The sequence below is a fragment of the Pseudomonas sp. SCT genome (assembly GCF_003864275.1).
GTDB classification, from domain to species: Bacteria; Pseudomonadota; Gammaproteobacteria; order Pseudomonadales; family Pseudomonadaceae; genus Stutzerimonas; species Stutzerimonas stutzeri_AE.
The window spans coordinates 532,268-552,664 of sequence record NZ_BDJA01000001.1; the positions used below are offsets into that span (position 1 = coordinate 532,268).

15 protein-coding genes are annotated in these 20,397 nt (G+C 62.0%); 13 read left to right on the plus strand and 2 right to left on the minus strand.

All coding sequences use genetic code 11. The annotated features are described in order from the left end of the window. Positions 1 to 13: 13 nt before the first annotated feature. Positions 14 to 502, plus strand: a complete 489-nt coding sequence (locus BHD08_RS02475; protein WP_041756422.1) for a hypothetical protein — start codon at positions 14 to 16, stop codon at positions 500 to 502. A 108-nt stretch (positions 503 to 610) separates the two neighbouring features. On the opposite strand, the gene aceF is transcribed toward BHD08_RS02475, so the two are convergent. Both aceF and aceE read right to left on the minus strand, forming a co-directional pair. After that, positions 611 to 2,614, minus strand: coding sequence for a dihydrolipoyllysine-residue acetyltransferase (gene aceF / locus BHD08_RS02480; RefSeq protein ID WP_125020691.1), 2,004 nt, complete (start codon positions 2,612 to 2,614; stop codon positions 611 to 613). 24 nt (positions 2,615 to 2,638) lie between these two features. Then, positions 2,639 to 5,284 carry a pyruvate dehydrogenase (acetyl-transferring), homodimeric type gene (gene aceE, locus BHD08_RS02485; protein WP_125020692.1) on the minus strand — a complete coding sequence of 882 codons (2,646 nt, stop codon included), beginning with the start codon at positions 5,282 to 5,284 and terminating at the stop codon, positions 2,639 to 2,641. Between the two features lie 265 nt (positions 5,285 to 5,549). On the opposite strand from aceE, the gene glnE reads away from it, so the two are divergent. The 12 genes from glnE (at position 5,550) to BHD08_RS02545 (ending at position 20,389) form a co-directional block, all read left to right on the plus strand. After that, positions 5,550 to 8,495, plus strand: coding sequence for a bifunctional [glutamate--ammonia ligase]-adenylyl-L-tyrosine phosphorylase/[glutamate--ammonia-ligase] adenylyltransferase (glnE, locus tag BHD08_RS02490; RefSeq protein WP_125020693.1), 2,946 nt, complete (start codon positions 5,550 to 5,552; stop codon positions 8,493 to 8,495). A gap of 50 nt (positions 8,496 to 8,545) precedes the next feature. Further along, on the plus strand, positions 8,546 to 9,469 hold the full coding sequence (gene ilvE / locus BHD08_RS02495; RefSeq protein WP_015275442.1) for a branched-chain-amino-acid transaminase: 924 nt from the start codon (positions 8,546 to 8,548) through the stop codon (positions 9,467 to 9,469). Between the two features lie 78 nt (positions 9,470 to 9,547). Continuing rightward, complete coding sequence (waaF, locus tag BHD08_RS02500; protein WP_125020694.1) at positions 9,548 to 10,582, plus strand: lipopolysaccharide heptosyltransferase II; 1,035 nt, start codon at positions 9,548 to 9,550, stop codon at positions 10,580 to 10,582. After that, positions 10,583 to 11,584, plus strand: a complete 1,002-nt coding sequence (gene waaC / locus BHD08_RS02505; protein WP_125020695.1) for a lipopolysaccharide heptosyltransferase I — start codon at positions 10,583 to 10,585, stop codon at positions 11,582 to 11,584. It abuts the gene before it with no gap. Further along, a complete protein-coding gene (locus BHD08_RS02510) occupies positions 11,584 to 12,705 on the plus strand; it encodes a glycosyltransferase family 4 protein (protein WP_125020696.1) in 1,122 nt (373 codons plus the stop codon). The genes waaC and BHD08_RS02510 overlap by 1 nt, the downstream gene beginning before the upstream one ends. 43 nt (positions 12,706 to 12,748) lie before the next feature. Next, positions 12,749 to 13,555, plus strand: a complete 807-nt coding sequence (gene rfaP, locus BHD08_RS02515) for a lipopolysaccharide core heptose(I) kinase RfaP (protein WP_125020697.1) — start codon at positions 12,749 to 12,751, stop codon at positions 13,553 to 13,555. Next, positions 13,555 to 14,289: a lipopolysaccharide kinase InaA family protein gene (locus BHD08_RS02520; protein WP_125020698.1), complete on the plus strand. Its 735-nt coding sequence runs from the start codon at positions 13,555 to 13,557 to the stop codon at positions 14,287 to 14,289. Before rfaP ends, BHD08_RS02520 begins: the two co-directional genes overlap by 1 nt. Further along, a complete protein-coding gene (locus BHD08_RS02525; protein WP_125020699.1) occupies positions 14,286 to 15,032 on the plus strand; it encodes a lipopolysaccharide kinase InaA family protein in 747 nt (248 codons plus the stop codon). Before BHD08_RS02520 ends, BHD08_RS02525 begins: the two co-directional genes overlap by 4 nt. After that, complete coding sequence (locus BHD08_RS02530) at positions 15,029 to 16,474, plus strand: lipopolysaccharide kinase InaA family protein (RefSeq protein ID WP_125020700.1); 1,446 nt, start codon at positions 15,029 to 15,031, stop codon at positions 16,472 to 16,474. The genes BHD08_RS02525 and BHD08_RS02530 overlap by 4 nt, the downstream gene beginning before the upstream one ends. Before the next feature lie 12 nt (positions 16,475 to 16,486). Further along, positions 16,487 to 18,241: a carbamoyltransferase gene (locus tag BHD08_RS02535; RefSeq protein WP_125020701.1), complete on the plus strand. Its 1,755-nt coding sequence runs from the start codon at positions 16,487 to 16,489 to the stop codon at positions 18,239 to 18,241. Beyond that, positions 18,228 to 19,145, plus strand: coding sequence for a glycosyltransferase family 2 protein (locus tag BHD08_RS02540; protein ID WP_125020702.1), 918 nt, complete (start codon positions 18,228 to 18,230; stop codon positions 19,143 to 19,145). The genes BHD08_RS02535 and BHD08_RS02540 overlap by 14 nt, the downstream gene beginning before the upstream one ends. 14 nt (positions 19,146 to 19,159) lie before the next feature. Continuing rightward, positions 19,160 to 20,389 (plus strand): hypothetical protein, encoded by a 1,230-nt coding sequence (locus BHD08_RS02545; RefSeq protein ID WP_256678596.1) that lies wholly within the window; start codon positions 19,160 to 19,162, stop codon positions 20,387 to 20,389. Positions 20,390 to 20,397 lie beyond the last annotated feature (8 nt).

Genomic DNA, 20,397 nt, shown 5'->3' on the forward strand with positions numbered 1-20,397 from the left:
TGCAAAGTTAGTGATGGTCTCGGTTTTCTGGACGATCGGCACACCATCGATGGCGGCTGAGCCAATCGAATTCGGTTCTGACGAATCGACCCTTTACCTGACCGAACTGAAGAAGCTTTATCTCACCTCGAGCGATCGCACGGCGCTGCTGACGCACAGCAATAGCCTGTTGGATACCTACGCATTGCGTGCCGGTTACCAGGTCGGCCAGGCCAATCCCCAGGACTTTCTCTACGAGCTGAGCGTCACCGCGCCGGGCGAGTTGCGTATCCGTGAGGAAGTGCGCGGCAGCAGTGGCGGCGTAGCCGTTCGCAATCGCAGTCTGTCGGTATTTGGTCTCGATCCCTACCTGCAATACCAGTGTCCTCCTCAGGGGCCTAGCTGCTTCGTCAACAGTCCGGTCGACGGCCTGCCGTTGGTGGTCATCCTGCGCGACCCCAAGGGCGCCGAAGAGCTCGCCAAGGCACTGTCGTTTCTGATTCGCAACCTGCAAAAGGGCTGACAGAACGGCCAGCGACTGCGCCTGAGCTGATGGCTTTCCGGCAACCTGGAAAACAAGAACGCCGCGCCCTCGTGAGAGGACGCGGCGTTCCTGTTTGGGTACAGGCGTTTACAGCAGCATCGTACGAATATCCGCCAGCAGCTCGGATAGGCGCTTGGTGAAGCGCGCCGCCGCCGCACCGTTGATGACACGGTGGTCATAGGATAGCGACAGCGGCAGCATCAGCCGTGGCTGGAAGGCCTTGCCATCCCACACCGGCTGCATGGTCGCCTTGGATACGCCGAGGATCGCCACTTCCGGTGCATTGACGATCGGCGTGAAGCCGGTGCCGCCGATGTGGCCGAGGCTGGAGATCGTGAAGCACGCACCCTGCATCGCATCCGGTGAAAGCTTCTTGGTACGTGCCTTCTCAGCCAGCTCCGCAGCCTCGCCGGCTAGTTGCAGCAGGCTCTTCTGGTCGACGTTGCGAATCACCGGGACCATCAGGCCATCCGGCGTGTCGACGGCAAAACCTACGTGCACGTACTTCTTGCGGATCAGCGCCTTGCCGCTTGGCGCCAGCGAACTGTTGAAGTCCGGCAGTTCCTTGAGCAGGTGCGCGCACGCCTTGAGCAGCAGCGGCAGCACGGTGAGCTTGACCCCAGCCTTTTCGGCGATTGCCTTCTGCGCGACGCGGAAGGCTTCCAGCTCGGTAATGTCGGCCGACTCGAACTGGGTCACGTGCGGCACGTTGAGCCAGCTGCGATGCAGGTTGGCGGCACCGACCTGCATCAGGCGAGTCATTGCTACTTCTTCGACTTCACCGAAACGGCTGAAGTCTATCGCCGGGATCGGCGGGATGCCCGCACCACCGGTAGCACCTTCGGCAGGAGCCTGCTTGACCTTGTGCAGCATGTTCTTGACGTAGGCCTGAACGTCTTCCTTGAGGATTCGGCCCTTCGGACCAGTGGCCGGAACATCAGCCAGCTCTACGCCAAACTCGCGGGCAAGCATGCGTACCGCTGGCCCCGCATGCACCTTGGTGCCAGCCTTGCTCGGACCGCTGACCGCCGGAGCGGGCGTTGCGGCAGCTTTCGCCTCGGGAACGCCTTGCTTGTTCGGTGCAACCGCCTGCTGTTGCGGTGCAGCCTCCGCCTTGGTGGCGGGCTTCTTCGCTGGTGCGGTGCCTTGAACCCTTAGGGTCAGGATCAGATCGCCGGTCCTGGCTTCGTCGCCGACCTTGATCGACAGCGATTCCACAATACCGGCCTTGGGTGCCGGAATCTCCATGCTGGCTTTGTCCGATTCCAGCGTGATCAGCGACTGGTCCGCCTCGACGCTGTCCCCGGCCTTGACCATCACTTCGATGACATTGGCACTGCCGCTGGAGCCGATGTCCGGGATGCGTACTTCTTCCACGGATTCGCCGGCGTCTTCGGCAGGTTCTTCAACTGCCGGCTCGCTGAGCTTTTGCTTCGGTGCGCTTGCCGCCTGGCTTGCTGGCGCCTTGCTTGCTGCCGGCTTGCTGGGCGCTGCGCCTTTGAGAACCAGGATCAGATCGCCGGTGCCGACTTCATCGCCTACCTTGACCGAAATGCTCTCGACCACGCCGGCTGCGGGAGACGGAATCTCCATGCTGGCCTTGTCCGACTCGAGCGTGATCAACGCTTGCTCGGCGGCAATGGTATCGCCGGGTTTAACCGCGATTTCGATCACGCTGGCTTTGCCCGAGGAGCCGATATCCGGAACCTTGATCTCCTGTGTCTCGCCTTCGCCGGCCGAGGCCGAAGCATCGTCGTCGCCCGGAGGCGTCGGCGCTTCGGTTTCATCGGTCGGGCCGCCGCTCGCCGCGCCAGCAGGTTCGGCTGCAGCCTGTGAGGGAGCCGCGCTGTCCTGGCCGTCTTCGCTTTCCAGTTCCAGCAGCTCGTCGCCTTCTTTCAGGCGATCGCCGAGCTTGACCTTCAGGCTCTTCACCACGCCCGCCTTGGGCGCGGGAATTTCCATGCTGGCCTTGTCGGATTCGAGCGTCAGGATGCTCTGGTCGGCTTCGATACGGTCGCCGACCTTGACGAACAATTCGATTACTTCACCCTCACCGCTGCCGATGTCGGGTACGCGTATGGTTTCACTCACAATAGGTTCTCCTGTGCGCACGCATCAGCAATCCAGCGGATTGCGCTTCTCGGGGTCGATACCGAACTCGGTGATGGCGTTGGCCACCACGGTGCGTTCGATGGCGCCGCGATCGGCGAGTGCTTGCAGTGCGGCCACAGTCACCCAGCGACGGTCGACCTCGAAGAAATCACGCAGCTTGGCGCGCGAGTCGCTGCGGCCGAAACCGTCCGTACCCAGCACCTGGTATTCGCGCGACGGCACCCACTGGCGGATCTGGTCGGCGAACAGCTTCATGTAGTCGGTCGAGGCGATGACCGGACCTTCGCGGCCTTCCAGGCACTGCTGGACGTAGCTCTTGCGCGGCTCCTCGGTCGGGTGCAAACGGTTCCAGCGGTCTATCGCCAGGCCATCGCGGCGCAGTTCGTTGAAGCTGGTGACGCTCCAGACGTCGGCGCCCACGCCCATCTTGGCGAGGATGTCCACCGCGGCGCGGACTTCGCGCAGGATGGTGCCCGAACCCAGCAGCTGCACTCGGTGCTTGAAGTCGCCCTTGGCTTCTTCGAGCAGGTACATGCCTTTGATGATGCCGTCCTCGACACCCTGCGGCATGGCCGGCTGCTGGTAGTTCTCGTTCATCACGGTGATGTAGTAGTAGACGCTCTTCTGCTGCTCCATCATCTCGTGCATGCCGTGGTGCATGATCACCGCCAGCTCGTAGCCGTAGGTGGGGTCATAGCTGCGGCAGTTGGGGATGGTGCTGGCGAGGATGTGGCTGTGGCCGTCCTCGTGCTGCAGGCCTTCACCATTGAGCGTGGTACGCCCAGAGGTGCCGCCCAGCAGGAAGCCACGGGTCTGCGCGTCACCGGCCGCCCAAGCCAGGTCGCCGATGCGCTGGAAGCCGAACATCGAGTAGAAGATGTAGACCGGCAGCATTGGCTGGTTGTAGTTGCTGTAAGCAGTACCGGCAGCGATGAACGAGGAGAAGGCGCCCGCTTCGTTCAGGCCTTCCTGGAGGATCTGGCCGTCCTTCTCTTCGCGGTAGTACATCACCTGATCACGGTCGACCGGCTCGTACAGCTGCCCGACCGGGGAGTAGATACCCAGCTGGCGGAACATGCCTTCCATGCCGAAGGTGCGCGCCTCGTCGGCTAGGATCGGCACGATACGCTTGCCGAGATCCTTGTCCTTGACCAGCTGCGAGAGGATGCGGCCGAAGGCCATGGTGGTGGAAATCTCGCGGTCACCGGAGCCGTCGAGCACTGCCTTGAGGGTATCCAGCGGCGGTGTCGGGATGCTGAAGCTCTTCGGCCGGCGCTGCGGCAGATGCCCGCCCAGCTTGTCGCGGCACTTGCGCAGGTACTTCATTTCCGCGCTGTCTTCGGCCGGGCGATAGAACGGCAGCTCTTCGAGTTGCGAGTCGTTGACCGGGATGTCGAAGCGATCGCGGAATTTCTTCAGGCTGTCGATATCGACTTTCTTGGTGTTGTGGGCGATGTTCTTCGCCTCACCGGCACCGGTGCCATAGCCTTTGATGGTCTTGGCCAGGATGACCGTCGGTTGGCCCTTGTGATTGACCGCCTGGTGGTAGGCCGCATAGACCTTGTAGGGGTCGTGGCCGCCGCGGTTGAGCTTCCAGACCTCTTCGTCGGACATGCTCTCGACGCGCTTGAGCAGCTCGGGGTCGGCGCCGAAGAAATGCTTGCGCACGTAGGCGCCGTCTTTGGCCTTGTAGTTCTGGTATTCACCATCGATCGCCTGGTCCATGCGGCGTTGCATGCGACCGTCCTCGTCGACCGCGAACAGCGGGTCCCACAGGCGGCCCCAGACGACCTTGTTGACGTTCCAGTTGGCGCCTTTGAACACGCCTTCCAGTTCCTGAATGATCTTGCCGTTGCCACGAACCGGGCCGTCCAGACGCTGCAGGTTGCAGTTGATGACGAATACCAGGTTGTCGAGATTCTCACGGCCAGCCAGGGAGATCGCGCCGAGGGTTTCCGGCTCGTCGCACTCGCCGTCGCCAATGAAGCACCAGACGCGCTGCTTGCCTTTCGGAATGAAGCCGCGGTTTTCCAGGTACTTCATGAAGCGCGCCTGGTAGATCGCGGTGATCGGGCCGAGGCCCATGGAGACGGTCGGGAACTGCCAGAAGTCCGGCATCAGGTGCGGGTGCGGGTAGCTCGACAGACCCTTGCCATCGACTTCCTGGCGGAAGTTGAGCATCTGCTCTTCAGTCAGGCGGCCTTCCAGGAAGGCGCGGGCGTAAATGCCGGGGGAGGCGTGGCCCTGGTAGTAGATCAGGTCGCCGCCATGCTCTTCGGTCGGTGCCTGGAAGAAGTAGTTGAAGCCGATGTCGTAAAGCGTGGCGCTGGAGGCGAAGGTGGAAATATGGCCGCCCAGGTCCGGATCCTTCAGATTCGCACGCATCACCATGGCCAGGGCATTCCAGCGGACCAGAGAGCGGATTCGACGCTCCATGAACAGGTCGCCGGGCATCTTGGCTTCACGGGTGACGGGGATGGTGTTGCGGTACGGCGTGGTGATGCCGTAGGGCAGCGGAGTGCCGCTACGTGTGGCCAGTTCGCCCATCCGGGTCATCAGGTAGTGAGCGCGGTCTTCACCCTCGCGGTCGAGGACGGACTCGAGGGCGTCCAGCCATTCCTGGGTTTCGACGGGATCGAGATCTTGCATGGCTTGCTCCATGGCGGAAAGGCTTCCAGAATCGGTCGCCTGTTCGCTACCGGCTTTGTGGGCCGGTGCGTGTAATGTCTTGGACGAATGCCGGGGGTAGAACCGGGCGTCTGTAGTTTTACTACAAAAACGCGCCGGGATCAGCCCCCTGAAATACTCTTTAGTAGTAAAACTACAGATCAGCGGCGCTGGCATTTTCCTGAAAAAGGCATATGCGAGGCTCTGAATCGCGGTTTACCGTACTGCTGTCGTAAAGGAAACCACAATGAGTCTGCCCCCGCTGGTTGCATTGCCGTCCTCGCTCCTGCCTTTTGTCAGTCGAGCCGAAGAGTCGTTCCTCGCCGCTGCCGGCAGCCTGTCGGAAGCGCTTGCGGCACGTTGTCACGTCTGGTTGGCTGAGCAGCGTGAGGCGTTCAGCCGGGTCTGTGCAGCGAGCGATTTCGTCAGCGAACAGGTTAGTCGAGATCCGCAGATGCTGCTGCAGCTGGCCGAGCTGGGCTGGCTGGAGCGGTCGCTCGAGGCTGGCGAAATGCGCGAAGCACTCGGCGAGCTGGTCGGTGCCTGCGACAACGAAGACGCCTTGGCGCTGACCTTGCGCCGCTTTCGCAATCGCCAGCAGGTGCGCATCATCTGGCGCGACCTGACTCGTCGGGCCGATCTTGCTGAAACCTGCCGTGACCTTTCCGATCTCGCCGATGCCTCCGTCGATCTGGCCTATCACTGGCTGTACGTGCGTCATTGCGAGCAGTTCGGCGTACCGACCGGGCGTCGCAGCGGCACCGCGCAGCACATGGTCATTCTTGGCATGGGCAAACTGGGCGCCCATGAGCTTAATCTCTCTTCCGACATCGACCTGATCTTCGGCTATCCGGAAGGCGGCGAGACAGTCGGCGCCAAGCGCTCGCTGGACAATCAGGAGTTCTTCGTCCGCCTCGGTCAGCGACTGATCAAGGCGCTGGACGCGATCACTGCCGATGGCTTTGCCTTCCGCGTCGATATGCGCCTGCGCCCGTACGGCTCGTCCGGGCCGCTGGTGTACAGCTTCAATGCACTGGAGCAGTACTACCAGGACCAGGGGCGCGACTGGGAGCGCTACGCGATGATCAAGGCGCGGGTGATCGGCGGCGACCAGCAGGCCGGCAAAGAGCTGCTGGAGATGCTGCGGCCCTTCGTCTATCGGCGCTATTTGGACTTCTCGGCGATCGAAGCGCTGCGCACCATGAAGCAGCTTATCCAGCAGGAAGTGCGGCGCAAGGGCATGGCCGCCAATATCAAGCTCGGTGCTGGTGGTATCCGCGAAGTCGAGTTCATCGCTCAAGCCTTTCAGCTGATCCATGGCGGGCGCGATCTCAGCCTGCAGCAGCGTCCGCTGCTTGGCGTGCTGGCCACCCTGGAAGGGCAGGGCTACCTGCCAGCCGCGGCGGTCGTCGAACTGCGTGAAGGCTACGAATTCCTGCGCTACACCGAGCACGCACTGCAGGCCATCGCCGATCGGCAGACGCAGATGCTGCCGGAAAGCGAAGTCGACTGCGCGCGGGTCGCCTTCATGCTCGGCTTCGACAGCTGGCCGGCCTTTCACGAGCGACTCCTGCACTGGCGTGGGCGCATCGACTGGCATTTCCACCAGGTGATCGCCGACCCAGACGAGGACGAAGCCGCCGAAGGCGATGCATTGGTCGGCGGTGAGTGGTTGCCGCTGTGGGAGCAGGACTGGGACGAGGAATTCGCCTGCCGACAGCTGTCCGAAGCCGGCTTTCGCGACGGCCAGGGCGCCTGCCAGCGCCTTGCCGCACTGCGCAATGCCAGTCAGGTGCGCACCATGCAGCGTCTCGGTCGTGAACGACTGGATGCCTTCATTCCCCGCCTGCTGGCGCAGACTGTCGAGCAGGCCGACCCCGATCTCGTGCTCGAACGTGTGCTGCCGCTGGTGGAGGCGGTCGCCCGGCGTTCGGCCTATCTCGTATTGCTGACCGAAAACCCCGGTGCGCTGCAGCGATTGCTCGAGCTCTGTGCGGCGAGCCCGTGGATCGCCGAGCAGATCGCCCGCTTCCCGCTGTTGCTCGACGAGCTGCTCAACGCCGGTCGTCTGTACAGCCCGCCGCTGGCGCCGGAACTGGCGGCTGAACTGCGCGAACGGCTGATGCGCATCCCTGAGGACGACCTCGAGCAGCAGATGGAGGCGTTGCGGCATTTCAAGCTGGCGCACCGGCTGCGCGTTGCCGCCTCGGAGATCGCCGGTACGCTGCCGTTGATGAAGGTCAGCGACTACCTGACCTGGCTGGCCGAGGCGATTCTGCAGGAAGTGCTGACCCTGGCCTGGCGCCACACTGTCGCGCGTCATGGCCAGCCGCAGCGCAGCGACGGCACGCTCTGCGATCCGGCATTCGTCATCGTCGGTTACGGCAAAGTCGGCGGGATCGAGCTCGGTCACGGCTCCGATCTGGATCTGGTGTTCATCCACGACGGCGACCCTGCTGCGGAGACCAATGGCGCCAAGCCCATCGACACCGCGCAGTTCTTTACCCGTCTGGGGCAGCGCATCATCCATCTGCTGACCACCCAGACCACCTCTGGCCAGCTCTATGAAGTGGACATGCGCCTGCGCCCGTCCGGCGCTTCCGGGCTGCTGGTCAGCTCGCTGGGCGCCTTCGAGCGCTATCAGAGTCAGGAGGCCTGGACTTGGGAACATCAGGCGCTGGTGCGTGCGCGTGTACTTGTCGGCTGCCCGCAGCTGACCACCGATTTCGAGCGGGTGCGTGCCGCTGTGCTCGGTCGCGAACGCGATCTCGAGGCGCTGCGCCGCGAGGTCAGCGACATGCGCGCGAAGATGCGCGACAACCTCGGTACCCGGGCGACGCATGCGGGGACCGCTGAGCAAGCCTTCGACGGCGCGGCCGAGTTCAATCTCAAGCAGGACGCCGGTGGTATCGTGGATATCGAATTTATGGTGCAATACGCGGCTTTGGCGTGGTCGCACCAGCATCCCGAACTGCTGCGCTATACCGATAACATCCGCATTCTCGATGGGTTGGAGCAGGCCGGGTTGATGACCGGCGATGAGGTCCGGCTGCTGCAGGACGCCTACAAGGCCTACCGCGCGGCAGCCCACCGGCAATCACTGCAGAAGCAGCCCGGACTGGTGAGTGGGGATCAATTCCACGACGAGCGTCGCGCAGTCATGCGTATCTGGCGCGAGTTGGGGCTCAGCTGAGTCCCTCGTCGGGCTACCAAGCAATATCGAATTCTGAGGAGCTGGCAACGATGTCGATGGCCGATCGTGATGGCGTCATCTGGTATGACGGCGAACTGGTGCAGTGGCGCGATGCGACCACCCATGTGCTGACCCATACCCTGCACTACGGCATGGGCGTGTTCGAAGGCGTGCGCGCTTACAACACTCCGGACGGCACGGCGATCTTCCGCCTGCAGGCGCACACCGACCGCCTGTTCGATTCGGCACACATCATGAACATGCCGATGCCGTACTCGAAGGAAGAGATCAACGAGGCGACCCGCGCCGCGGTACGCGAGAACAACCTGGAAAGCGCCTACATCCGCCCGATGGTGTTCTACGGAAGCGAAGGCATGGGCCTGCGCGCCAGCGGCCTGAAGGTGCATGTGATCGTCGCCGCCTGGCACTGGGGCGCCTACATGGGCGACGAAGCGCTGGAACTGGGCATCAAGGTCCGCACCAGTTCCTTCACCCGCCATCACGTCAACATCACCATGACCCGCGCCAAGTCCAACGGTGCCTACATCAACTCGATGCTGGCCCTGCAGGAAGCCATTTCCGGCGGCGCCGACGAAGCGCTGATGCTGGACCCCGAAGGCTACGTGGCCGAGGGCTCGGGCGAAAACATCTTCATCATCAAGGATGGCGTGATCTACACCCCGGAAGTCACCGCCTGCCTGAACGGCATCACCCGCGGCACCGTGCTGACCCTGGCCGCCGAGCATGGCCTGAAGATAGTCGAGAAGCGCATCACCCGCGACGAGGTGTACATCGCCGACGAAGCCTTCTTCACCGGTACCGCCGCCGAAGTCACCCCGATCCGCGAAGTGGACGGTCGCGCCATCGGTATCGGCCGTCGTGGCCCGATCACCGAGAAGCTGCAGAAAGCCTACTTCGATCTGGTCACCGGCAAGACCGATGCCCACGCCGAATGGCGGACCCTGGTCAAGTAAGCCTGGCGCTGGGAGCCGGCAGCGCATGACTCGCTTGCCGGCCACGCTTCCAGCCCCTCAGCTTATGGCTTAGAGCTTATGAACATACTGATCGTAGGACCCAGCTGGGTTGGCGACATGGTGATGGCGCAGACGCTTTTCGTCTGCCTGAAACAGCGCCATCCCGACTGCCAGATCGACGTGCTGGCGCCTGAGTGGAGCCGGCCGATTCTCGAACGCATGCCTGAGGTGCGCCAGGCGTTGAGCTTTCCGGTCGGGCACGGCGTGCTCGACATGGCGACCCGGCGCAAGGTCGCGCAGAGCCTGCGTGGTCAGTACCAGCAGGCGATCCTGCTGCCCAACTCGCTGAAATCGGCACTGGTGCCGTTCTTTGCCGGCATCCCCAAGCGCACCGGCTGGCGTGGCGAAATGCGTTTCGGCCTGCTCAACGACATGCGCAAGCTGGACAAGCAGCGCTATCCGCTGATGATCGAGCGGTTCATGGCGCTGGCCTTCGAGCCGGGCGCCGAGCTGCCCAGGCTCTATCCGAACCCGTCACTGCGCATCGACGCCGAAACGCGCGATGCGGCCCTGGCACGCTTCGGCCTGAGCCTGGACCGGCCGGTGCTGGCGCTGTGCCCCGGTGCCGAATTCGGTGAGTCGAAGCGCTGGCCGGCTGAGCACTTCGCCAAGGTCGCCGAGGTGAAGGTCCGCGAAGGCTGGCAGGTCTGGCTGTTCGGCTCGAAAAACGATCATCCGGTGGGTGAGCAGATCCTTGAGCGGCTGATTCCGGGCCTGCGTGAAGAGGCTGTGAACCTGGCCGGCGAAACCAGTCTGGCCGAAGCGATCGATCTGCTCTCCTGCGCCGATGCCGTGGTGTCCAACGACTCCGGGCTGATGCATGTCTCCGCTGCGCTGGGCCGGCCATTGGCGGCCGTCTACGGTTCCACCTCGCCAGCCTTTACCCCGCCGCTTTCCGAACAGGTCGAAGTGGTGCGCCTGGGCCTCGACTGCAGCCCCTGTTTCGAGCGCACCTGCCGTTTCGGCCACAACAACTGCATGCGCGAGCTAAAGCCGCGCGCGGTGATCGAGGCGCTGGATCGTCTGGTCCCGCAGTCGGTCGAGGTGCGCTGATTGAAGGTCCTGCTGGTCAAGACCTCGTCGCTGGGCGATGTCGTGCATACCCTGCCGGCCCTGACCGATGCGCAGCGGGCGCTGCCCGGCATCCAGTTCGACTGGGTGGTGGAGGAGGGCTTCGCCGAAATTCCGGCCTGGCATCCGGCAGTGGCACAGGTGATCCCGGTAGCGATTCGCCGCTGGCGCAAGCACCCGCTGCAGACCCTGCGCAACGGTGAATGGCAGCGCTTCAAGGCGCGCCTCCGGGAAGGCCGTTACGACCTGGTGATCGACGCCCAGGGCCTGCTCAAAAGCGCCTGGCTGACCCGCTACGTGAAGGCTCCGGTCGCCGGGCTGGATCGCGATTCGGCCCGCGAGCCCATCGCCGCACGCTTCTATGACCGCTGCTATGCCGTGCCGCGTGACCAGCATGCGCTGGAGCGGGTGCGCCAGCTGTTCGCCCAGGCGCTCGGTTATCCGCTGCCGCAGGACGTTGCCGACTACGGTCTGAATCGCGAGCAGATGGCGGCGCCCAGCGATCAGCCGTATCTGTTGTTTCTGCACGGCACCACCTGGCCGAGCAAGCACTGGCCGGAAGCCTATTGGCGCGAGCTGGCCGAACGCATGAGCGATTTCGGCTGGGCGATCCGCTTGCCCTGGGGCAATGCCGAAGAGAAGGCGCGGGCCGAACGCATCGTCAGCGGCATAGCCAACGCCGCGGTGCTGCCGAAGCTCAATCTTGCCGGTGTCGCCCGGGTCATCGCCGGTGCACGCGCCTGCGTCGGGGTGGACACCGGTCTCGGCCACCTGGCTGCGGCGCTGGATGTGCCGAGCATTTCACTTTATGGTCCGACCCTGCCCGGGCGGGTCGGCGCGTATGGGCGCTCGCAGGTGCACCTGTGTGCCAGCGGGCCGAACGCCGGTCGCGGTGACCGGCACAAGCCCTGTTTCGACGACCTGCGCCCCGAGCGCGTCGTCACCGAATTGAAAGCCCTGCTGCGGGCCCCGGAGTCCGTCTGATGCAACTGGCCTTCATTCTCTACAAGTATTTTCCCTTCGGCGGTCTGCAGCGCGATTTCATGCGCATAGCCCTCGAATGCCAGCGTCGCGGCCACACGATCCGTGTCTACGCGATGATCTGGGAAGGCGACGTGCCGGACGGCTTCGAGGTGCTGATTGCACCGGTCAAGGCGCTGTTCAATCACACCCGCAACGAGCGCTTCACTGCCTGGGTCGAGGCGGACCTGAGCAAGCGGCCGGTCGACCGGGTGATCGGCTTCAATAAGATGCCGGGACTCGATGTGTATTACGCCGCCGATCCCTGCTTCGAGGACAAGGCGCAGACCCTGCGCAACCCGATTTACCGCCGCTGGGGTCGCTACAAGCATTTTGCCGAGTACGAGCGCGCGGTGTTCGCGCCCGAGGCGAAGACCGAAATTCTGATGATCTCCGAGGTGCAGCAGCCGCTGTTCGTCAAACACTACGGCACGCCCGCCGAACGCTTTCACTTGTTGCCGCCGGGCATCGCCCAAGATCGCCGCGCGCCGGCCAATGCCGCGCAGATCCGTGCCGAGTTCCGCGAGGAGTTCGAGGTGCGCCCCGACGAGCTGCTGCTGGTGCAGATCGGTTCCGGCTTCAAGACCAAGGGCGTCGACCGCAGCCTCAAGGCCTTGGCTGCACTGCCGCGCGAACTGAGCCAGCGTACCCGGCTGCTGGTGATCGGCCAGGACGATCCCAAGCCGTTCAAGCTGCAGGCCAAGGCGCTGGGCGTTTCCGGCATGGTCGAGTTTCTCAGGGGGCGTAGCGACATCCCGCGCTTTCTGCTCGGTGCCGATCTGCTGATCCATCCGGCCTATAATGAAAATACCGGCACCGTGTTGCTGGAGGCGCTGGTTGCCGGGCTGCCGGTGCTGGTCAGCGACGTATGTGGCTACGCCCACTACATCGCCGATGCCGATTGCGGTCGGGTGGTGCCCGGCCCGTTCGAGCAGAGCGTCCTTGATCGAATGCTGGCACAGATGCTGGCCGATGATCAGCAGCGCGCGGCCTGGAGTCGCAACGGGCTGGCATATGCCGAATCTGCTGATCTTTATTCGATGCCGCAGAAGGCGGCCGATGTAATCCTAGAGGGGCGCGCATGACCGTCGCCGCTCAGTCAGCGACCTGTCGATTGGCGGATCCTCTATGCGCCTGATGCTCTTGGAACCGTTCAAAAGCCTTTGGCATGGCAAGGATCCATTCGTAGAAGTCGAACGTCTCGATGGTCAGGTCTACCGCGAGCTGGAAGGCCGGCGCACCCTGCGCGCCGAGGTCGACGGGCGCGGATACTTCGTCAAGATTCATCGGGGCATCGGCTGGGGCGAGATCGCCAAGAACCTGCTCACCGCCAAGGCGCCGGTGCTGGGAGCCGGCCAGGAGTGGCGCGCCATTCAGCGGCTGCACGAAGTGGGGGTTCCGACCATGACCGCGGTTGCCTATGGCGAGCGTGGCGGCAATCCGGCGACTCAACACTCGTTCATCATCACCGAAGAACTGGCGCCGACGGTCAGCCTGGAGGACTTCTCGGCTAACTGGCGTGAACAGCCACCCGCGCCGGCGCTCAAGCGCGCGCTGATTGCCGAAGTCGCGCGCATGGCTGGCACCATGCACCGCGCCGGCGTCAACCACCGTGATTTCTACATCTGCCACTTTCTGCTGCATACCGACAGGCCGGTGACAGCGAGCGATTTCCGTCTGTCGCTGATCGACCTGCATCGCGCGCAAACCCGAGCCCAAACACCGCGGCGTTGGCGCGACAAGGATCTGGCTGGGTTGTATTTCTCCGCCCTGGAAATCGGCCTGACCCGCGGCGATAGACTACGCTTCCTGCGCAATTACTTTCAGCGCCCGTTGCGGGAGATTCTGCGTGACGAGGCTGGGCTGTTGGCATGGTTGCAGCGCAAGGCCGAAAAGCTGCTGGCGCGCAAGATCCGCTATGGGGATGCGCTGTAATGGCCGGCTGGACATTGGACCCGGCCTATGCCGATCTGAGTGCGGATTTCGGTACGCTCGCAAGTGTGTTCGCGTTGGAAGGCGAGCGGCTGACCCAGGATCCACTTTCGGAAGTCATTCGTGTCGAGCGCAACGGCGTGCGCTATTACGTTAAGCGTTATTCCGGTGCCGGCAAGGGCCTGCGCCGCTTCATAGGTCGCCCCAGGGTGAAGGCTGAGTGGCAGAACCTAATGCTTTTCCGCCGCTGGGGGATTCCAACCGCGCCCATTGTGGCCTACGGTCTTGAGCGGCGCGGCGGAGCGTTTTTACGCGGTGCCCTGATCACCCGCGAACTGGAGCAGACCGACGATCTAGCCATGCTCGCCGATACCCATGATGCCCGTCTGCGCGATCCGCGTTGGGTGCAGGAGGTCAGCGTGCAGCTCGCGCGATCGACGCGGGCGATGCATGACCGGGGTTTTACCCACAACGACCTCAAATGGCGCAATCTGCTGGTCGATCCGCAACGCCGCCTATATCTGATTGACTGCCCGACCGGTGCGTTCTGGTGTGGCCCGTTTCTGCGGCGCCGAATCGTCAAGGACCTGGCCTGCCTTGATAAGGTCGCCAAGTACCAGCTCACCCGCACTCAGCGTCTGAGGTTCTACTTGCAGTATTGCCAACGTAAGCGGCTCGTCGCGCAGGATAAACCTCGTATCCAGCAGATTCTGAATTACTTTCAAGGACGAGAATGACCGATTTCATTGCGGAGTCCGATCGTTCGGTGCTTGAGCGCAACGGCCTGGCTGACTTCGATTCGCTTTGGGCGGTACAGCTTGAAGCGGTGGATGAGCCCAATGTCGAGCGTGGTGGCTGGAGCAGCGTCTTCCGGCTCGAACTCGATGGCGCGGCCTTCTACCTGAAGCGCCAGAGCAATCACTTGACCCGCAGTCTTGCACACCCTTTTGGTCAGCCGACATTTGCTCGGGAATTTCGCAATATCCGGCGCTACGCACGGCTTGGCGTGCCGGCGCTGCAGGCAGCCTTTTTCGGCCAGCGCAAGGTCGGCAGCGAGCAGAGGGCTGTTCTGCTGACACGCGCGCTCGATGGTTGGACCGATCTGGATGCCTTGCTGAGCCGATGGTCGGTGCTGGGCGAAAAACAGCAGCAAGCAGTCATCAGTGCAACCGGTGAGCTGGCTCGCACGCTTCACCGCGCCGGGCAGATGCATGGTTGTTTCTATCCCAAGCATGTTTTCTTGCGCGAGCAGGATGACGATTGGCAGGCATGCCTAATCGATCTGGAAAAAACACGTCCTCTGCTATGGGGGCAGCGTGACCGCATCAAGGATCTCGAACCGCTGGTACGCCGCGCTGGTTGTATCGGCGATGACGGGGTGAGGTGGCTGCTGTCGAGTTATCTGGATGATGATCTCCTGCTCGAGGCATGGCTGCGGCGATTGAATCGCAGGCGGAAAGACAAGGAGGCTCGCGGATGAAATTGTCCGATCTGGCTGGCGCAGGGCGGCGGCCAGCCTGCCCCTTGCACGTCGAATTGCCTGATGGTGAGATTCTCGAGGTCGAACACTGGCTTCGTGTTCTGCCAGGGCAGCGTTATGTCGGCCAGGCTCGGTGGAACGGACGTACCGTGTTAGCCAAGCTGCTGGTCGGTGGCAGCGCACAGCGACATCAGCAGCGCGAGCTACATGGCGTACAGGCCCTGGTGACACAGCATTTGCCCACGCCAGCACTGTTGGCAGAGGGTCGGCAGGCCGGCTCCGGCGGCTGGTTGCTATTCGAGTGGCTCGACGGTGCGGAAAGTCTGTGGACCGCCTGGCGCGCCATAAAGACTGAAGCCATGCTGTCGGAGGGGCAGCAGCGTGTACTTGGCGAAGCCCTGGATTTGGTTGCCAGAATGCACGCATGCGGCATCTGGCAGGCCGATCTGCACCTCGACAATCTGCTGCGCGCAGGAGATCAGCTCTATGTAGTTGACGGCGGTGGCGTGAAAGCGGAAGTGCCCGGTAGGTCATTATCCCGGGCGCGGGTCTTGGAGAACCTCGGCGTTTTCTTCGCCCAGTTGCCGGCGGAGCTTGAGCCGTTCATCGAAGAGCTGCTGGTGCACTACCTGCTCGCTAACAGCGAGCATGCGTTGCCACTGGAGGCGTTGCTCAAGGAAATCCGCAAGACCCGCGCTTGGCGTCTGAATGATTACCTCAAAAAGGTCGCGCGCGATTGCAGTCTCTTCAGCGCGCGTATCGGTGCGTTCGGTGCGCAGGTCATCAGGCGCGATGAGGAAGCAGGCTTGCAGGTCGTGCTTGCCGACCCGGATGCGTTCATCGCCAAGGGCAAACTGTTCAAGACCGGCGGCGCAGCCACCGTTGCGCAATGCGAACTGGGCAGCCGCGCACTGCTGATCAAGCGCTACAACATCAAGAATCCATTGCATTGGCTCAAGCGCTTCTGGCGGCCGAGCCGGGCCTGGCACAGCTGGGTCGAGGGCAATCGGCTCGACTTTCTCGGAATTGCCACTCCGCGATTGCTGGCGGTCATCGAGCGACGCTGGCTGTGGATGCGCGGGCCGGCATGGCTGATTACCGAATTGCTGCGCGGAGAAGATATAATCGCGCGTTTTCAGCCATACCTGAATGGAAGCCCGCCCGAGGAAGAATTGTTCGCCCTTGATCGGCTGTTCGCCGTGTTGATACGCGAGCGCATCAGCCATGGCGATTTGAAGGGGCACAACCTGTTCTGGGAGCAGGGCCGCTGGGCACTCATCGATCTCGATGCCGTCCAGCAACATGGCAGCGATGCCAGCTTCGTCCGGGCTTATGCCAAGGATCGCGCACGTTTTTTGCGCAACTGGCCGGCCGACAGCGCACTACGTCGACTGCTTGACCAACGTTTACCCGCGGTGCCCGGCACCAGCATCGAAGATTAAGAGGCAATACCCGTGGCATTGACGATTCTCGGCCTTTCCGGCGCCCTCAGTCATGATCCTTCCGCCGCCCTGTACATCGACGGCAAGCTGATCGCTGCCGTCGAAGAAGAGCGCTTCGTGCGCGACAAGCATGCCAAGAATCGCATGCCGTATGAATCGGCCAAGTTCTGCCTGGAGCAGGCCGGGATAAAGCCGTGCGATGTCGATGTAGTGGCGATTCCCTTCGCACCCATCAGCATCTTCGAGAAGGCGCGCTGGCACTATGCAAAGCGTTACTGGTACGCACCGGATCGCGCGTTGGATGCCATCCTCATGGGCAACCGCCGCTACTACCGCTACAAGAAGCGCATCGAATGGTGCCTGCAGCAGCTGGGCTTCGACCTGAAGAAGGTCAAGCTGCAGCCGGTAGAACACCACCTCGCTCACGCCTCCAGCGCCTACCACTGCTCCGGTTTCACTGAAAAGACTGCGATCCTTGGCATCGATGGCAAGGGCGAATACGCGACCACCTTCTTCGGCTGGGGTGAGAACGGCAAGATCCACAAGATCAAGGAATTCTACGACCCGGATTCCTTGGGCGGTCTGTACGGCGCGATCACCGAATACCTCGGCTTCGAGATGCTCGATGGCGAGTTCAAGGTGATGGGCATGGCGCCCTACGGTGACGCGGCCAAGTATGATTTCTCGCGCCTGGCGACCTTCGAGAACGGCGAGCTGACCATCAATACCGACTACGCCAATGTCATCGGCTTCCGTCGCTACAAGGAGAAGGGTAAGGGCTACTACTTCTCGCCGAAGCTGATCGAGTGGCTCGGGCCCAAGCGCGAAGGCGATATCGCCGACGATCCCTACATCCATTACGCGGCCGCGATGCAGGCGCTGTTCGAAAAGCTCGCGTTGCAGATGATGGACTACTACCTGGGTGACATCATCCGCGAGACCGGCAAGATCGCCTTCGCCGGCGGCTGTGCGCTGAACGTCAAGCTGAACCAGAAGATCATTGCCCGTGATGACGTCAAGGAGCTATTCGTTCAGCCTGCCTCCGGCGACGCCGGTACTGCGGTTGGTGCCGCAGCCTATGTATCGGTGCAGCGCGGCGTCCCGGTGGAGAAGATGGAGCACGTCTATCTCGGCCCGTCCTACTCCAACGAAGATGTCGTCGCTGCCTGTGCCAAGCACCCTAACAAGCCGGTGTTCAAGCAGATCACCAATACACCTGAGCGCATCGCCCGCATCATGGCGGACGGCAACCCCGTGGCCTGGTTCCAGGGCCGCATGGAATTCGGTCCGCGTGCGCTGGGTGGTCGCTCGATCATCGGCTGCCCGAGCGTGCCGGGCGTGGCCGATCGCATCAACGAACAGATCAAGTTCCGCGAGCGCTGGAGACCCTTCTGCCCGTCGATGCTCGATACCGTGGCGTCGCAGATGCTCAAGGTTGACCATCCGAGCCCGTTCATGACCTTCACCTTCGAGGTCAACGAAGGCTGGAAGGAGCGTGTCGGCGAGGTGGTCCATGAAGACGGCACTTCGCGCGCCCAGGTTCTCGAGCGCCGCCACAATCCGCGCTGGTACGACCTGATGCTGGAGCTGGAAAAGCTGACCGGTAATGGAGTGTCGCTGAACACGTCGCTCAACCGCCGCGGCGAACCGATGATCTGCTCGCCGACCGATGCGCTGAACATGTTCTATGGGTCGGATCTGCAGTATCTGATCATGGAGGACGTGCTCGTCATTAAGGATGGGGTGAATTGGTATGAGCACGTCTGACTTGCTGATCAGCGTTGTCATACCGGCCTACAATTACGCGAAGACGCTGCCGCGTGCAGTAGAGTCGGTGATAACTCAGCTGAGCGAGCATAGTGAGCTGTTGGTAATCGATGACGGATCAACCGACGAGACACCGGCGGTGCTTACCGAATTGCAAGCTAGATATCCCGGACAGTTTCGTTCAATCCGCAAGCCCAACGGAGGTCTGTCCTCCGTACGTAATCGCGGCATTGCAGAAGCTTTGGGGAGCTATCTGATTTTTCTAGATGCCGACGACGAGTTGGCGCCGGATGCCATGCGGTTGCTGAGCGAGCACCTCGAACATCACCGGCACACACGCATGGTGATCGGCGGTCATTGGGCGGTCTGGCCCGATGGAAAACGCCGCAAACATCTACCAACGGCGCTTCCTGATGATCGGCTCGAACGGTTGCGTGGATATTTGCTGGACAAGACCATCGGTCTTGCCAACGGGGCCTCCGCCATCCATCGCGACGTTTTCCGGCTCGGAAACTACCCTGAAAACTTTCGTAACGCCGAGGACATTCCAGTCTTCAGCCAAGCACTCGCAAACTTCGAATGTACGGTTCTTGCAGCGCCCATGGCGTTGATCTACAAGCACGGTGACAGCATGAGGCACGATATCAAGCAGGATTGTGCGGTGGGGCTTGCCGTCGTCGAGGAAGTATTCGACAGGGGGAGAGTGCCTGCGGAGATGGCGCCATTACGCAAAGCATTCAAGGCTCAGCGTTGCCTTTCGCTTTTTCGTGGGCTTTTGAACGCGGGTCGGTTTGCCGAGGCGCGCGGGATGTATCGGCAGGCGATCGATACTGATTGGCGGGTAATTTTCAAGACGTCCTACACCCGCAAAGCGTTGCGGCTTTGGTTGAGTGGAACACGCTGAACGTGGGGCGGCCCATGGACGTGACGTTGCGCCAACTGCTCGACTTCGTAGTCAGCGCACCATTGCGCCGCGGGAAGGGGCGACTGGCAGCCTGGCGACTGCGCTGTCGGTTGGCAGGTAAAGGCCTGTTGGCTTTCTTTTTATCCATAGGTCGTGATATCCCAGTAACGCCATGCGATGTCCTTCTGGTTCATCCCTCACGTAAGTCGTACGAACAAGGCCGAAAAGGCCCTTTCCTACAAGCGTTGCGGGCTCACGGCCTCCACGTAGAGGAGTTTGTCGAAGAGTCAGATGCCGTGCTGATTAGCGCTCGGCAGTTCGTCAGGCCGGCCAAGCCCGTCCCGTTCCTGCTGTACTGGCATGCAGCGCATGCGGCGTTCTTGCTGCAACGGTATCGGGCCAAGGCGGTGTTATCCGAGCGAAACGGTTGGATAGTTCCAAGCTTCATCAAGGCATTGCGCACCGAGGGCATGCGTGTGATGCATCTGGCGCATTCCGTGCCGTCTGGACAGTCCAGTCGCTATGACTATTTCGATTACGACTACTATCTGATGTTTGGCAGAAGCTCCTATGACTACCTTTCTTCGCTTGGGGAAGCTTTTGGTGAATGCTGCGCCGTATATGCAGGGCCATATTATCTGACAGACAAAAAGGAAACCGCTTGGCACGGGCCTGATAACAGGCGAACGCCACGTTTGTTGTTTCTCGGTTCGGGTCCGGATTACGAGCATGCCGAGTCCTATCAGCAGTATTGCAGGTGGGTAGTGACATGGCTCGAACAGCATCAGGATGCAACGCTTTCAGTGAAGCCCCATCCCCGTGGGCAAGGTTATCCTTGGTTGGACTATGCTGTGAGTTGCGAGCGAATTGCCCTGCTACCTGCAGGTGAGTCGCTCGAGCAGTGCGCCGGGCACTTCGATGTCGTGCTGTGTGGCTACACCAATGCTGTCTTGGATGTGGCTCGTGCCGGAGTTCCTTTCGTGCTCCTTGGAGAGGGCGAGGATTATTTTTCGGTTGCGCGATATGGGTTACCTAGAAGCTTTGTCGAATCCCAGTTGGCGCCCTGTATCGAAAACGTCCTATCTGAACCGGAAAAGATGAGGGAGCGCCTGTTCGAATTCCTGACTTACCATATTTGTCACTCAGAAAAGCCAGTTGAGTCTCTAGTCGATAGTGTGCGGGAGGTAACGAACGCTTCGGGGCCTGCAGGTATTCGTTTGTCCGCTCCGGCCCGAGGATATTAAGAAGTATA